This window comes from Halomonas sp. 111 (genome assembly GCF_052379685.1).
In the GTDB taxonomy this organism is placed as follows: Bacteria; Pseudomonadota; Gammaproteobacteria; order Pseudomonadales; family Halomonadaceae; genus Vreelandella; species Vreelandella citrativorans.
In genome coordinates, this window is sequence record NZ_JBQSYV010000008.1 from 107,840 (window position 1) to 123,083 (window position 15,244).

General features: G+C 54.1%; 12 protein-coding genes. 6 read left to right on the top strand and 6 right to left on the bottom strand.

The genetic code is table 11. From position 1 onward, the window contains the following. Nucleotides 1-43: 43 nt before the first annotated feature. The gene (locus ACT3T7_RS08045) at nt 44-1,021 is read right to left on the bottom strand and encodes an NADPH:quinone reductase (protein WP_444630614.1); all 978 of its coding nucleotides are present in this window, start codon (nt 1,019-1,021) and stop codon (nt 44-46) included. Between the two features lie 195 nt (nt 1,022-1,216). Here ACT3T7_RS08045 and ACT3T7_RS08050 point away from each other — a divergent pair, with 195 nt between their 5' ends. Both ACT3T7_RS08050 and nfo read left to right on the top strand, forming a co-directional pair. After that, a complete protein-coding gene (locus tag ACT3T7_RS08050; protein WP_444630615.1) occupies nt 1,217-1,981 on the top strand; it encodes a glycerophosphodiester phosphodiesterase family protein in 765 nt (254 codons plus the stop codon). A gap of 39 nt (nt 1,982-2,020) precedes the next feature. Further along, entirely contained in the window at nt 2,021-2,881 is an 861-nt protein-coding gene (nfo, locus tag ACT3T7_RS08055; protein WP_444630616.1) for a deoxyribonuclease IV, read from the top strand. Here nfo and ACT3T7_RS08060 read toward each other — a convergent pair. Continuing rightward, nucleotides 2,851-3,438 (bottom strand): helix-turn-helix domain-containing protein, encoded by a 588-nt coding sequence (locus ACT3T7_RS08060; RefSeq protein WP_193056347.1) that lies wholly within the window; start codon nt 3,436-3,438, stop codon nt 2,851-2,853. The genes nfo and ACT3T7_RS08060 overlap by 31 nt on opposite strands. Nucleotides 3,439-3,762: 324 nt before the next feature. Between ACT3T7_RS08060 and ACT3T7_RS08065 the strand changes: the two genes are divergently transcribed. Continuing rightward, nucleotides 3,763-4,974 (top strand): benzoate/H(+) symporter BenE family transporter, encoded by a 1,212-nt coding sequence (locus ACT3T7_RS08065; RefSeq protein WP_444630617.1) that lies wholly within the window; start codon nt 3,763-3,765, stop codon nt 4,972-4,974. Nucleotides 4,975-5,095: 121 nt separating this feature from the next. On the opposite strand, the gene ACT3T7_RS08070 is transcribed toward ACT3T7_RS08065, so the two are convergent. Continuing rightward, nucleotides 5,096-5,530 (bottom strand): hypothetical protein, encoded by a 435-nt coding sequence (locus ACT3T7_RS08070; RefSeq protein WP_087105633.1) that lies wholly within the window; start codon nt 5,528-5,530, stop codon nt 5,096-5,098. Nucleotides 5,531-5,767: 237 nt separating this feature from the next. Between ACT3T7_RS08070 and ACT3T7_RS08075 the strand changes: the two genes are divergently transcribed. After that, a complete protein-coding gene (locus ACT3T7_RS08075; RefSeq protein WP_172116484.1) occupies nt 5,768-7,504 on the top strand; it encodes a proline--tRNA ligase in 1,737 nt (578 codons plus the stop codon). A gap of 470 nt (nt 7,505-7,974) precedes the next feature. On the opposite strand, the gene ACT3T7_RS08080 is transcribed toward ACT3T7_RS08075, so the two are convergent. Further along, entirely contained in the window at nt 7,975-8,493 is a 519-nt protein-coding gene (locus tag ACT3T7_RS08080) for an FKBP-type peptidyl-prolyl cis-trans isomerase (RefSeq protein ID WP_444622145.1), read from the bottom strand. A gap of 96 nt (nt 8,494-8,589) precedes the next feature. Between ACT3T7_RS08080 and ACT3T7_RS08085 the strand changes: the two genes are divergently transcribed. Further along, nucleotides 8,590-9,951, top strand: coding sequence for an AmpG family muropeptide MFS transporter (locus ACT3T7_RS08085; RefSeq protein WP_444630618.1), 1,362 nt, complete (start codon nt 8,590-8,592; stop codon nt 9,949-9,951). Between the two features lie 41 nt (nt 9,952-9,992). Here the strand turns inward: ACT3T7_RS08085 and ACT3T7_RS08090 are convergent, their stop codons facing one another. Both ACT3T7_RS08090 and ACT3T7_RS08095 read right to left on the bottom strand, forming a co-directional pair. Continuing rightward, entirely contained in the window at nt 9,993-11,813 is a 1,821-nt protein-coding gene (locus tag ACT3T7_RS08090; protein WP_444630619.1) for an SEC-C metal-binding domain-containing protein, read from the bottom strand. A gap of 71 nt (nt 11,814-11,884) precedes the next feature. Continuing rightward, the gene (locus ACT3T7_RS08095) at nt 11,885-13,132 is read right to left on the bottom strand and encodes an ABC1 kinase family protein (RefSeq protein WP_444630620.1); all 1,248 of its coding nucleotides are present in this window, start codon (nt 13,130-13,132) and stop codon (nt 11,885-11,887) included. Nucleotides 13,133-13,327: 195 nt separating this feature from the next. Between ACT3T7_RS08095 and ACT3T7_RS08100 the strand changes: the two genes are divergently transcribed. Next, the gene (locus tag ACT3T7_RS08100; protein ID WP_444630621.1) at nt 13,328-15,238 is read left to right on the top strand and encodes a DNA topoisomerase III; all 1,911 of its coding nucleotides are present in this window, start codon (nt 13,328-13,330) and stop codon (nt 15,236-15,238) included. Nucleotides 15,239-15,244: the final 6 nt, after the last annotated feature.

Consider the following 15,244-nt stretch of genomic DNA (forward strand, 5'->3'; position numbering starts at 1 on the left):
ATCAACAAAAGCCGCGTTTGCGGCTTTTGTTGCTCGCTACCGATCAGGGCAGCAGTACGGTTGAACCGGTTGTTTTACGGTTCTGGAGTGCATCCTGGGCTTTACCCGCATCGGCCAGCGGGTAGCGGTTGGCAACATCAATTTTGATTTTGCCACTCTCGATCATGCTAAAGAAATCTTTGCACATCATTTCCAGGCGCTCGCGCGTGTCGGCATAACCGTTCAAGCTGGGGCGGGTAACAAATAACGACCCTTTCTGATTCAAAATTCCAATATTAACGCCATCAACCGGGCCGGAGGCATTACCGAAGCTGACCATTAACGCGCGAGGCTTCAGGCAGTTTAACGACATCTCCCACGTGTCCTTGCCCACCGAATCATAAACCACATCGCACATCTCACCGTTAGTAAGCTCGCGGACGCGTTCAACAACGTCTTCTTCGGTGTAATTAATGGTCGCCCATGCGCCATTTGCCAGCGCCAAGTCGGCTTTCTCTTTAGAGCTAACCGTACCAATCAACTTCACACCTAACGCCTTGGCCCACTGGCAGGCAATCGAGCCTACACCACCCGCTGCGGCATGGAACAAGATGGTCTCGCCACCTTTGAGTTCATGCGTTTGACGTAACAAATACTGAACGGTTAAGCCTTTAAGCATGCTCGCCGCGGCGGTTTCAAAATCGATGAAGTCAGGCAGTTTGACGACTTTTTCAGCCGGCAGCGTATGGTGCGCCGCATACGCGCCTAACGGGCCTTGCGCATAGGCAACGCGGTCCCCAACACTTAGATGAGTAACCCCTTCGCCAACCGCATCAACAATACCCGCGCCTTCAGTACCCAAGCCCGCAGGCAGCGACGGTGCTGGGTAAAGGCCGGTACGAAAATAAATATCAATAAAGTTGAGGCCAACGGCTTTATTGGCGACCCGCACTTCACCTGACTTGGGCGCTGTCGGAGTAACCGTCGCTACTTCAAGTACCTCAGAACCGCCGGTACGGGCAAACTCGATACGCTGAGACATATAAACTCCTTGTACTTTATTTTGACAAACAGACATTTTGTAAACGAGCTAGCGGCTATCCAAACGCTTTAGGCATCAGAAATCAAGCCGTTAGTTCTAAGCGAGCGGCATTCACTGCGATTGACCTGACACGCTGATGTCACTTGCGCATGCTAGACTGATTTTACTCAATCTGTGACGCCTTATGGATGTGCGATGACCCACCCTGCTATTACCCTCCCTACCCTAATTGCTCACCGCGGCTATTCCGCCGCCGCCCCTGAAAACACGCTAGCCGCCGTACGAGCCGCGTATGAAGCAGGTGCCCGCTGGGTTGAGCTGGATGTTCAATTACTGGGCGACGGCACCCCCGTGATTTGGCATGACGCAGAAGTGGACCGTTGCTCTGATGGGCGGGGGAACCTCAACACGCTCACTTGGCCACAGGCCAACGTTCTGGATGTCGGCAGTTGGTTTGGCGATGCCTTTGCGGGTGAAAAAATGGCCAGTCTGGAGGCCATGCTGGCGCTGCTCAATGAGCTGGAGATGGGCGTCAATATGGAAATAAAAGTCAATAAAGGCCGCGACCCAATCGAATTGGTTAATCGCATACTACCAGACATGCGCGATGCCCTATCGCCAGAACGCCTGATTGTATCTTCGTTTGATGTAGATGCACTTAAACACTGCCGCACATTGGCGCCAAAAGAAGAGCTGGCGCTGGGAGTCTTGTTTGGCAACACGCCCAGGGAGTGGCGCGCCCTCTGCGAGGCGGTTGATGCGTTCAGCATTCACCCCCACTGGCCACGCTTAAAGCGCGACCAGGCCGATGCCATGCACCAGGCGGGCTATCAACTGTTGTGTTACACCGCGAATGACCCAAGCGCTTTTAATAACCGTTGGGAATGGGGCATTGCTAGCGTGATTACCGACGAACCTGCTATTTTTAAACGTTTTTTGGATAACCAGCGTTCAAAATAGAGTCATCAGGGGGATGTCATGAAATACAAAGGGGGGGGCATGAAATACATAGGTGCGCACGTTAGCGCAGCGGGCGGAGCCGACCAGGCCGTGCAACGTGCGGTGGAAATAGGTGCTAATGCCTTTGCGCTATTCACTAAAAACCAGCGCCAGTGGAAAGGCAAGCCGTTAACCGATAAGGCAATTGAGGCCTTTAAAGCCGCATGTCGCCAGCATGGCTTTGGCCCAGAGCAAATTCTTCCCCACGATAGCTACCTGATTAACCTGGGGCACCCGGAAGCCGAGGGGCTTGAGAAATCCCGTGCGGCTTTTTTGGATGAAATGCAGCGCTGCGAACAACTAGGGCTGACGCTACTTAACTTTCACCCCGGCAGCCATCTAAACAAAATCAGCGAGGCGGATTGCTTAAAACGTATTACGGAATCGGTTAACGAAGCGCTGGTGCATACCCAAGGCGTAACGGCCGTTATCGAGAATACCGCTGGGCAAGGCACTAACCTTGGCTGGCACTTCGAGCACTTGGCGGAAATCATTCGCCATGTCGATGACAAGTCACGCGTTGGCGTATGTATCGATACCTGCCATGCGTTTGCGGCGGGGTATGACTTACGAACCGCCGAAGCGACACAGGCAACCTTAAATGAGCTTGGCAGCATCGTAGGCTTTGAGTATCTGCGCGGTATGCATTTAAACGATGCCAAAAGTGCGTTTGCCAGCCGGGTTGATCGCCACCACAGTTTGGGAAAAGGCAATATTGGCCTGCCTGCCTTTACCACTATCATGCAGGATGCCCGCATTGATGGAATCCCCATGATTTTAGAAACCGTAGAGCCTGACATCTGGCCTGAAGAAATCAGCTGGCTGCGCACTCAAGCAGAAGAAGCCGCACCCGGCAAATAGTGAATCACATCATGAAAGCGTAAGCGCGTGGCCGTGGCATTGCGCATGGCGTGGGGGCGGTCAGCAAAAAAGCGCAGCCCCTCGCCTACCTTTAGCGTTTGCCAACGGTCATCAATGCGCAGCTCCATCTCCCCTTCAACCACCACAATATGTTCTACCACGCCCTCGGCATGCGGCGCTGACTCGCTGATCGCGCCGGGCGCCAGCTCAATCATGAACATTTCAAAGCCCAACAATGGATCATAAGGGAAAATCAGCCGTGCCTGCATGCCTGCACTGTCATCTCCCCATACCGACTCTCCGCTATCCCGGCGTAGCTCGCCCTGAACCGGTTTTTGGCTGTCGAATAGGGTAGAAAACGACACTCGAAAGCCACTGGCGATTTTCCACAGCGTTGATACGGTCGGGCTCGACTCACCACGCTCGATTTGCCCTAGCATGGCTTTGCTTACGCCTGTTTCAGCCGCTGTGCGGTCCAGGCTCCAGCCCTGTTTATTACGTAACTGCTTAACCGTGCTGGCTATATGTTCAGCAATGGTGTGAACTTCACTCGCCATAGGGCTCCCCTTTAACGCCATAAAAGAAGTTTACTGACTCACTCGTCAAAGCGACACACGCATTTAATCGGCACCGCCATGAGGGTCTGTCCGTGCTGATAATTAATTACCTTCACTTCGCCAGCCCTTCGGGCCGGCATGTTCTATTGCTTTTTTTAGCTACGTATCGCCACTCAAGCTCATGAGCAAGAGTTCCTTAAACGGCGCATATCTCTTTAGGGTAAGGCCTTCTTAATGGCGTTGTGCGCTATAACGCACGGTGGTAGCCTACACAACTGTGCGCTATAACGCACATTTAATAATAAGCGTTAGCGAGGAGATACCATGGAGGCGCCATCCAGCGAAGGGCATGCCACCTCGCCACGGCCACACTACTCGGCCTGGCGGGACGTTAGCCTATCAACGGTGACGGCTGGGTTTGTTGCCGTCGTCATTGGCTATACCAGTTCAGCAGCGATTATTTTTCAAGCCGCAGAGGCTAGCGGCGCATCCGCAGCGCAAATCAGTTCCTGGCTCTGGGCATTGGGCATAGGCATGGGCGTTACCTCCTTCGGGCTTTCGCTGCGTTACCGTATGCCAATGCTAACCGCCTGGTCGACGCCAGGCGCCGCCTTTCTGGCCACTAGTTTGCCGGGTATTCCGCTTGATGAAGCTATTGGCGCTTTTCTATTCTCAGCGCTGCTTATTACGCTATGCGGCGTAACGGGGCTGTTTGATCGCTTAATGCGCTATATACCAAGCGCGATAGCAGCCGCCATGTTGGCCGGTATTCTGCTGCGCTTTGGACTGGGGCTGTTTAACGTTATCGAGACACAGTGGCTAATCCCACTCGTTATGCTGGCCGCCTGGATAGCAGGCCGTCGCTTATGGCCCACCCTTGCGGTACCCGGCGTACTCGTCACCGGGCTGGGGCTTGCATTTGCGCAGGGGCAAATCAATTTAAACGATATTCCATTGACTCCGGCCATGCCCGTTTTTACTGCGCCTGCATTCTCCTTAACGACCCTGATTGGCGTGGGTATTCCACTTTTTATCATTACCATGGCGACCCAAAATCTACCGGGCGTGGCAGTTTTACGCGCAGCAGGCTATCAACCTGACAGCTCACCGCTTATCAGTTGGACAGGCGGCGCAAGCCTGCTGCTTGCACCATTTGGTGGCTTTGCGCTCAATATGGCGGCGATCAGTGCCGCTGTCTGCATAGGCCCTGATGCCCACGCTGATCCACGGCGCCGCTACACGGCAGGCATGGCCGCTGGCATTTTTTATACCATTATGGGGATTTTTGGCGCGACGGTGACCGGCGTGTTTAACGCCCTACCCAGCGCACTGGTGATTGCCCTGGCGGGTATCGCGCTGCTTGGCACACTGGCAGGCGGGCTAGCCAGTGCCTTTGCCGATAGCCGACATCGTGATGCCGCCATCGTCACTTTCTTGTTGACCGGTTCAGGCATTACGCTATTGGGTATTGCGGGGCCATTTTGGGGGTTAATCGCGGGTTTAATCACCTTAAAGCTGACGGCGCCCAACCAATAACTAATCATTAATAACCAGCAACCAACAACCAATAAAAAACGAGATCCCCAAGCAGGCTTACAGTGCAGCCTTGGGATCTCGTTTTTTTCAATGAAGGTTTGTTGATGTAGGGCTTTAAACGTTACATCGTCGCCAGGCGCTCTTCATCCATCACACCCGACATCCGCACCATTGCCAGCGCTTCTTCAAGGTTGCTCATTTCTTCAATCATTACCAGCTCGCTTTCCAGGCTAACCGGCTGGCCCGCCTTGTCGGACAACAACTTTTCAAGTGATGCCAAGTTTAAGTCACGATCAAGGTGTAGAACATCGACAGAAGCGCTGTTATTACTGGGCAGGTAGATCGTGCCATTTGAAAAGTCGACCGCGTAGGCAATAACACCGGGAACAATGAAAAACAGAAGACCCACACCGTTGGCAATGGCCACTACCGGGTCAATTTGGCCGCTTAATTGGCCTTTCCGCTCTGGATGAAACAGGGTGCCGCAACCAGTCAATGCAATAATGGAGGCGCCCACAACGGCTCCCGATAACCAACGGCGTACAGTTTGCTTCATCAAGATTCTCTCAAAAATTTAAAACAGCGTGCAGGCAAAAAGGTAGCTTTAAAAGATAGCTTTACAGAAAAACTGCCCGCGAGCACATGTGAAAACGCGTTCATATTAACATAAACAGCCCCTTGGATGACGGGCATGCTGATGGCAGTATTTTGCCGCGCTAACCGCTAAGCCGTACAATAGCCTCATTCAACGCTAAACCAGCGGCTTTTATACTATCAAGGAATGCTATCTCCCATGCGCGCCAGCCAATTATTAATCGCTACGTTAAAAGAAACCCCGGCCGACGCCGAAGTCATTAGCCATCAGTTGATGTTGCGTGCCGGGATGATTCGCCGCCTGACCTCTGGCCTGTACACCTGGCTCCCACTGGGTCTGCGTACACTGCGTAAAGTAGAAGCGATTGTTCGCGAAGAAATGAACCGTGCCGGTGGCCAAGAAGTACTGATGCCCGCCGTTCAGCCGGCAGAACTATGGCAGGAGTCTGGTCGCTGGGAGCAGTACGGCCCTGAATTACTACGCGTAAAAGACCGCCATGATCGTGACTACTGCGTAGGCCCGACCCATGAGGAAGTCATTACGGACCTGGTGCGCAAAGAGATAGCAAGCTATAAGCAGCTGCCGATTAACTTCTACCAGATCCAAACCAAATTCCGTGATGAGATCCGCCCACGCTTTGGAGTGATGCGCTCGCGCGAGTTCATCATGAAAGATGCCTACTCTTTCCATTTGGATGAAGCGTCGCTGCAAGAGACGTACCAGACCATGTACGACGCCTACACGCGAATTTTTACCCGTTTGGGGCTGGACTTCCGCCCGGTGATTGCGGATAACGGCTCTATCGGCGGCACCGGTTCTCACGAATTCCATGTACTGGCAAGCTCCGGCGAAGACGATATCGTGTTCTCGAATGCCTCTGACTACGCCGCCAACATGGAAAAAGCCGAAGCCTTACCGGCACCGTTAGGTAGCGATGTACAGCGCGCAGCGCCCAGTGAAGAAATGCGCGTTGTAGAGACGCCCAACGCCAAAACCATCGCAGCACTGGTTGAGCAGTTTAAGCTGCCTATCGAAAAAACCGTAAAAACATTGATGGTTCATGCTGCTGAAGGCGGGTTGATTACGCTGTTGGTGCGCGGCGACCACGAGCTTAATGAAGTCAAGGCAGAAAACCTTCCTCAGGTAGCGACGCCACTCACCATGGCAAACGAAGAGGAAATTCGTGCTGCTGTAGGCGCAGGGCCTGGCTCACTAGGTCCTATCGGCCTTAAAATGCCGGTCATCATTGACCGCAGCGTTGCCTTGATGAGTGACTTTGGCGCGGGCGCGAATATTGATGGCAAGCACTACTTTGGCATTAACTGGGAGCGCGACGTTGCCCTGCCCCAGGTCGCCGATTTACGTAAAGTGGTTGAAGGCGACCCATCACCGGATGGTGAAGGCACGCTGTCGATCAAGCGCGGTATTGAAGTCGGCCACGTGTTCCAGCTGGGTCAAAAATACTCTGAAGCCATGAATGCGAGCGTGCTGGGCGACAACGGCAAAACCAGCCATCCGTGGATGGGCTGTTACGGCATTGGCATTACTCGTGTAGTGGCGGCAGCGATTGAACAAAACCACGACGAGTCCGGTATTATTTGGCCTAACGCGATTGCACCTTTCCAGGTCGCGCTGGTGCCCATGAATGCGCATAAATCCCAGCGCGTTCGCGAAGAATCAGAGCGTCTTTACCAAGCGTTAACAGCTGCAGGCCTGGATGTACTGCTTGATGACCGCGATACACGCCCAGGCGTTAAGTTTGCTGATTTGGAACTCATGGGCGTTCCTCATCGTTTGGTAATTGGCGACCGTAGCCTGGATAACGGCGAGCTTGAATACAAGGGCCGCCGTGACAGTGAAGCGACCATGATTCCAGCAGATGACATTGTCGATTTCCTGCTCGAAAAAGCCAGCGCACACCCCACGGCTCAGTAAAGCAGCATCTCGTCCCGCCGCCGTGTTTCAACACGGCGGTGATCCTCGCGACTTAACAAGCGCACAGGCTTAACAACGCTTGTACGTACTCATCGCTATATCGCAGACAAAAAAAACCGGCCCAGTGGGCCGGTAAAAAGGAAGCTTACTTCTTAAAGTAAACCCCCTCCCCTGACGCAAGGCTTAGCAGGCGTTTGCTTGCGTGGCATGCTGCATCAATAACGGGCGTCGCCACGCGCCTACTAACCAAGAAAATGAGTGACAATACTCGCATTTTGGTCACTGACACACCGCTTGGGACTCCCCAGCCTAAAGCGGCTTCTGTGCGCTAACTGGTCATCATCTTATCGAGCCGCAGTCTATCAGTCTCTGACTTGGGTCAAATTTTAAGAAGGTGCCACGAACCTTTTTAAGTCATTTTAATACAGCCTTTAAACACCCACGCTGAGACGCGCTTAACGCAGCTCAACTTAAAGCACTTTACGATCCTCTACCTTGGCATGCTCGGTTCCAGGTGGAAGCGGATGCCCTTTTGCCAGTTCCGCCCGCGTTGCTTCACGCTGCTCCAGAATGTTTACCTGGTAGCTCAGCGTACGCCCTGCCAACGGATGATTGGTATCTACGGTAACTCGGTCTCCTGCCACGCTCACTACCGTTACAATTTGCGGCCCGGCCTCACCTTCGGTTTGAAAGCGACTGCCCGGCGTTAAGTCAGCGTTACCAAACGAGCCACGGCCGACTTCTTGTACCAGGCCTTCATTGCGAAGGCCATAGGCCTCTTCAGGTAAAAGCGTCACCGTTACTTCATCACCGGCCTTTAGGCCAGCTAGTGCGCGCTCAAGCCCAGGCACGATATTGTCGTGACCATGCAAATACTCAAGGGGCTTATTGCGGGCGCGTGAATCATCCAATACCTGCTCACTGTTATCGCTTAAAACATCGCTAAGCACATAGTGCAACGTAACGACCTGATGTGCCGTGATCGACATGGAAAACTCCTCTCCGGTAAGCTATCAACATTGTCATAAACATTGATGCAGTTTATCACTTGGCTCAGGCCAACGTCTTTTCTGGAGTTGAACGATATGCCCACCCCTTTACCCCGGCGTAGCTGGCTAGCCGCGCTGGCGATTTACTTTCGGGCACCTGTTATTACCATGCTGTTTCTGGGGTTTTCCGCGGGTTTACCGTTCTTACTGGTTTTTTCTACGCTGTCTGCCTGGCTACGTAGCGACGGGATTGACGTCGCCGCCATCGGCTTTTTCGCGTGGATAGGAATGCTCTACTCGATCAAGTTTTTCTGGGCGCCCGTGGTAGACAGGCTCGCCCTGCCGGTCCTCACACGCATGTTCGGGCAGCGACGAGGCTGGATGCTGCTGGCCCAAGCGATGATTGCAGCGGGGCTCGTGGGTCTTGCAGGCGTTAATCCCCAAGGTAATCTTGGCGTGGTAGCCGCGTTTGCGCTGCTGGTGGCGTTTGGCTCAGCCACCCAGGATATTGCGATTGATGCCTACCGCATTGAGTCCGCCGATGACGACGTCCAGGCCGCCATGGCATCTACCTACATTATCGGCTACCGGGGTGGCCTGCTGGCCGCAGGCGCCGGGGCGCTCTATGTAGCGTCAGCCATTTCCTGGGACGTGGCCTATTTAACCATGGCGGCGCTCGTCGGCGTGGGTGTACTCACCGTGCTGATTCGCCCCGAGCCCAAGCGAGCGTCGCTCTCGGTGCAGTTAATTCATGAACCCAAAGTACGTGCGTTTATTCGCGCTAGCCGTGGCCAACCTAAAGTGCTACGCCGCATGGGCGCCTGGTTTATCGGCGCCATCGTATGCCCCTTTACCGATTTCTTTCGTCGTTATGGGGTAAAAGCGCTGGGCATTCTGGTGTTCATTGCAGTGTTTAGAATAAGCGATCTTGCCATGGCGTCGATGGCTAACCCGCTTTACATTGATCTTGGCTTTTCACTGGCAACGATTGCCAATGTGACCAATATCTTCGGTATTGCCATGAGTATTGGCGGCGGTCTTCTGGGCGGGTTACTGGTCGCACGTTACGGTATTGGGCCGGTGCTGATACTGGGGGCCGTTGCCGCCACCTTCACCAATTTGCTGTTCTCGGTACTTGCATTGATCGGCAATCAGGTACCCATGCTGGTGGTCACCATCATCGGCGATAACCTGGCCAATGGATTGGCAAGCGCCGTGTTTATTGCGTTTCTCTCCACGCTCACGTCGCGTGCATATACGGCAACACAGTACGCGTTGTTTTCATCATTGATGACGCTACCGGGGAAATTTTTAAGCGGCTTTGGCGGGCTAGTGGTTAGCGCCCAAGGGTATGTCACGTTCTTTATCGTTGCTACGTTGCTGGGGTTACCCGCCATTCTGCTGGCTATCTGGATTAGCCGCGACAAGCAGCTGGTGCCCACCCCACCGCCGCGTTGAGCGGCTGTGGGAAGAGCACGCTTTCGTACATAAGAAGAGGGTTAGCGGTGGCTATCCAGCCACTCAAGTGCACCTGGCGTGGTACGCCACTGATCACGCATCAGCGTACGGTACTGCCACGCCTCAGCACGTGAACCTGGCTTCACTTGGCCATCGGCATAGGGGGTCGCTGGGCGCGGTTTTTCCGCACAGATCATCTCAAGCGCATGACGATTATGCGCGGTGACGTCGCCAAGCGCCCGTTCGGCCGCCTCATGCTCGTTTAAACGATAAAGCGCCAACGTGCGCCCCATGAGTAACCCCAGCACCAGTGAGCCATCATCGTCTTCCGACTCCTCAGTGAGTGCCAGCGCTTCCTGGTTGCGGTCATCGCGCAGCAGCTGGTCAAGCACCAACTCTTTAAGACCCAGGCTATCTTCCTGGTCGATGGCTAACAACTCTTCAGCTAGCTCCCGTGAATGCTGGCGTGCGCCGCGCTCCATGCCGACCACTAGCGCCAACCCTGTACGCAGCAGCATGGCATTGTCAGCATCATCCCAGCACAGGCTGCCGTTGCCTGCGGCTCGGGCTTGTTCCAGCCAGCGTGAAAGACGCACCGCCAGTGGCTCCAGCAGGGTTGGCGCCATCCACGGAAGGCTTCCAAAACGGCTGGTAAGCGCGAGAGTGACATCCTGAACGACCTGAGGCGCATCCAGCCACTCAGGGTGCGCGCAGAGTGCTGACATCCACTCCTCTGCATTGCCCCACGGGTCATCGCGAAAGCCCAGCGCCACCTCTTCATCGACCATTACCTGGAACTGCTCATGCCAAGCGGCGAACAGGGTCGCTTCACGGGCAGTGGTCACATACTGCAAATGGCCGCTTTCCGGGTCGCTGCTAATATCAAGTTTGGGCGCTGTAGGAAGGACAGCAAGCAGTGTTTGCAGGGATACCAGCGGCGTGGCCAGATCCTCTTCCGCACTTAACAGCTGATCCGCAAGCGTCGCCCCGGGGTTATCAGCAAGTGCCGCAAGAAAATCCAACTGCTCTTCGTCAAGATCCCCCTGGCGCACCAGGCGCCGATACCAGAAATTAGCCCGCGCTTTGGCTTCTTCTTCATGGCCTTCATGAAGCAGCAACATCGCCTCAATATAAGCAAGCGTGGGCGAATCAGGCAGGGCCTGCTGAGCTTTGACAAAGGCTGCTCGGGCGCTGTCCAAATCATCATTATCCAAATGCATTAAGCAGAGCCGTTCAAGGGCAACACCGCGTAAAAACAGCGGCCCACGCTCCATCACTTCATCCAGAAGGTCTGCCCGTTTGCGGGTAAAACCACGCTCCTGATAGATATCCAGCAGGATTTCAAAAGCGGGCTCGGCTTGCTCTGGCAGCCTCGACCAGTCACTACCATCAAACAGTGACTCCAGAATCTGCATCGCCCGGCCCGTTTGGCCGCTTTCGGCGGCAATAAGCCCCGCTTCCAGCAGTGCTTGGGGCGGCGCTTGGCGGCTCTCCAACGCAGACTTCAGCGTAGCGCCCTTCCATTCACGCAGCGACAACATCCACATCATCTGCTCTGGAATGTCGGTGGGGAAATCAACGCGATAACAGCACTGCTTATACTTGCGCCCAGAGTCGCACCAGCAAGCCTCGTTACGCCCTGGCGTCGCCAGCGGCTCACTGGCAAAATCCAGCCTGGCCAACGGCGTTTGTGACCATAAAATAGGGGCCAGCGCTTGGGCGGTGGCGACATCACCGTTAAATGACTTGGCGCCTTCATCGCGCACCCAGGTCATAAAGTCGGGATAGTGTTCTTGCTGCCTGATTGCCGAGAGTGCCCCGGAGGCAAATCCCAGCAGCTGATCGACCCATACCGCTAGCATTGCCGTCTCCACTGTGTTTAAAAGCGCAATAGCTTACCATGAAGGTGGGCATGGCCGCAGCGGTGAACTGCTTATAGGTGGCCTGGGCGCTCAAGCAGCGGCGCAGTCCGTGCGTGCATATCCAGCCGCGCTTTTAAACGCACCAGATTCCAGTAGTGGCCATTCAATGCTCGCGAGAGAAGCAGCGTATCCGCGGGAGGCTGCAAGCGGTCCATCGCCGCCCACACTTTGGGCGACAGCTCACGCAGGCGGCGGTGCACGCGCACATCGCTGAAATCCTGCTCCCCCGGTTCAAACAGTGGAGAAATACTTTCCGCAGCCTCGCGGTAGAGCGCCAGCGGTGCGCCTTGACCTTGACGGCCACCCAAGTTGACGAGTGCGTCATCCATGGCCATGGGGTCGTGATCAAGCGTGGCGCTGAGCAATTGCATCATCGCCTCAATTCGCGCTTCGGGCACCGCAATCACAGCACCAAAATCGTAAATAATCAGCCGACCGTGCTCATCTGCCGCGAAATTGCCTGCATGGGGGTCAGCATGCAGCTCGCCGTGGGTGAACAGCTCCTGGGTAATCCAGTCGGCAAGCGTAGTGGCCACCCCCTGGCGCACTGTATCATCGGCGCCTTCCAGTTCACGTAGCGGCGTACCGGGCACGTAAGACATGGCCAGAACATGCTGACCCGAAAGCTCAAACAGCGGCTTGGGTATGATGATTCGAGAATCACTCTGGTAGCGCTCTCGGTACCGCGCCAGGGCATTTGCTTCCGCCTGATAATCCAGCTCGTCGCGAAGCCCCGCCGCCAGCTCTTCAAACAGCGCATCCAGGCGCGCCTGAGGCACCTTGAACCAACGGCCCAGCCCGATAATGCGCCGCACCTGTTTTAAATCACTTTCCAGTACATCCGCCAAACCGGGGTACTGCACTTTCAGCACCACCGTTTTGCCCTCAAGGGTGACTGCCTTGTGCACCTGGCCCATGGAAGCGCTGGCAAAAGGCCGCTCTTCAATTTCGGTAAAATACTCATGGATATCGCCGTACTGAAGCACCAAGGCTTCATGGATACGCGACCAAGGCATCGGCTCTGCCTGGCGCTGCAAGCGTGCCAGCTCATCGGCTAAATCGGGCGGCAACAGGTCGTCCCACTGCGACATCATTTGAGCAAGCTTCATTGCCGGGCCTTTAAGCTCGGAAAGCCCTTCAAACAGCGCCTCACCTAACGCACGCCAATCCGCCTGGCCGCCCAAGCGCGTTTTAAGCAGCGCACCGCCCGTGCGTGCACCCAGGCCCATCAACCTGCGTGTTCTACCGCGTTCTCGCATATCAATCCCCACTGCCCTGCCCTATAAGTCACCGCTACTGTTACCATAGGCGCATTTCGAACAGACGTTAAGGCCACGCTTCGCATGCGCTTGATTATTGCCGAAAAACCCAGCCTTGCCCGGGCCATTGCTGAAGCGCTGCCGGGAAGCGCTAAACAAAGTGAAGGTTAAAGGGTTAGAGCGAGGTAAACAGAGTTGATTCTATACATTGCCGAAAAGCCGAGTGTCGGACGCGCAGTTGCAGATGTGCTTCCCAAACCCCACCAGAAAGGTGATGGGTTTATCAGGGTGGCTAATGGTGATGTTGTAACCTGGTGTATTGGTCACTTATTGGAGCAGGCTGAGCCAGATGCTTATAACCCTGAGTACAAAAAGTGGAAAAAAGAGCACCTGCCAATTATCCCAGTCGAGTGGAAACATCAAGTCAAAAGCCAAACCCGCTCACAGTTTAATGCTGTCAAAAAACTGATCAAAGAAGCTGACCAATTGGTCAATATGGGTGACCCTGATCGCGTCGGTCAGATCCTGGTCGACGAAGTAATCAATTATTCAGGTGTAAATAAGGCAAAACGCGAAGCCACGTTGCGCTGTCTCGTCAACGATATGAACCCTGCCGCTATCAAGAAGGCGTTGAATGATCTTCGCAAGAATACTGACTTCATACCGTTAGCAACATCAGCCTTGGCAAGGGCAAGGGCCGATTGGCTCTATGGTATTAATATGACTCGCCTTTGCACCCTGCTGGGCCAAAGCGCGGGGTATAACGGCGTTTTGTCGATTGGCCGAGTACAGACGCCTGTATTGGGTTTGGTCGTTCACCGAGACCAAGACATCGACAACTTTATAACGAAGCCATTTTATGAGGTCTTTATTACGCTTCAGACAGTAGCTGGTGAGTCTTTTACAGCTAAATGGAAGCCTAGTACTGCTTGCGAGCCTTACATGGACGAGGAAGGCCGTGTGCTGTCACGAAAGCTTGCCGAAGTCGTTCTGCAAAAGGTAGTCGGGCATACAGGCAACGTCATCGCAGTTAAACGCGACAAGAAAAAACAGTCTGCTCCCCTACCCTATAGTCTTTCATCACTGCAAATTGATGCATCAAAGCGTTTCAATCTAAACGCCCAGAAGACGCTGGACATATGCCAACAGTTATATGAACGCCATAAACTGATCACCTACCCACGTTCAGACTGTCGGTATTTGCCCAAAGGCCATTACGCTGAACGCCAAACAGTGGCTCAGTCGATTGCCAAAACATCGGCGGCGCTTGCTGATAGCGTTCAAAAGGCTGACCTCGACTTGAAGAGCAAGGCGTGGAACGACGCCAAGGTAGGCGCGCACCACGCAATTATACCAACATCCAGGGCAGTCCCAACTGATCGCCTGTCTCAAGACGAGAAGAATATCTACGAGCTTGTTGCCCGCCAGTACTTGATGCAGTTTTACCCACCGTTTGAGTATGCAGAGCATCAAATTGACAGCGAGGTGGGAGGCGGGTTGTTCATTGCCAAGCAGAAGTCAGTTATTTCTAACGGCTGGAAAGCACTGCTACCACCTCAAAAGGCTCCAAAGCAAGACACTGAATTTTCGTCAGTGGTTCTTCCCAACGTGAAGTCTGGAGATCCTGTTACCTGCATCGACGGCAAAATGGACGAGAAACAAACCAGCCCCCCGAAACGCTTCACAGACGCGACTCTACTCTCCGCTATGACAGGAATAGCGAGATACGTATCAGACCCTGAAATCAAAAAAGTGCTTAGAGATACAGATGGACTAGGTACGGAAGCCACCCGAGCAGGTATCATCGAGTTATTGTTCAAACGGCAGTTTTTAGCTAAGAAAGGTAAGGAAATCCACTCGACAGAAGCAGGAAGGCACCTTGTTAACAGTTTGCCTAAACGGATGGTTGTTCCTGATATGACCGCACATTGGGAGTCTCAGCTTGAAGCCATCAGCGAGAAGCGGATGCGATACGGGCAGTTTATGCAGCCCCTCACTGATGGCCTGAAAGCGCTAATAGATGAAGTAGAAAGCGGTGATTTCTCGGCTCTACGTGGAATGGGCAAGAAGCCGATGCGAAAAAGAAAAACAGCTAGAAAAAAATAGCTCAGC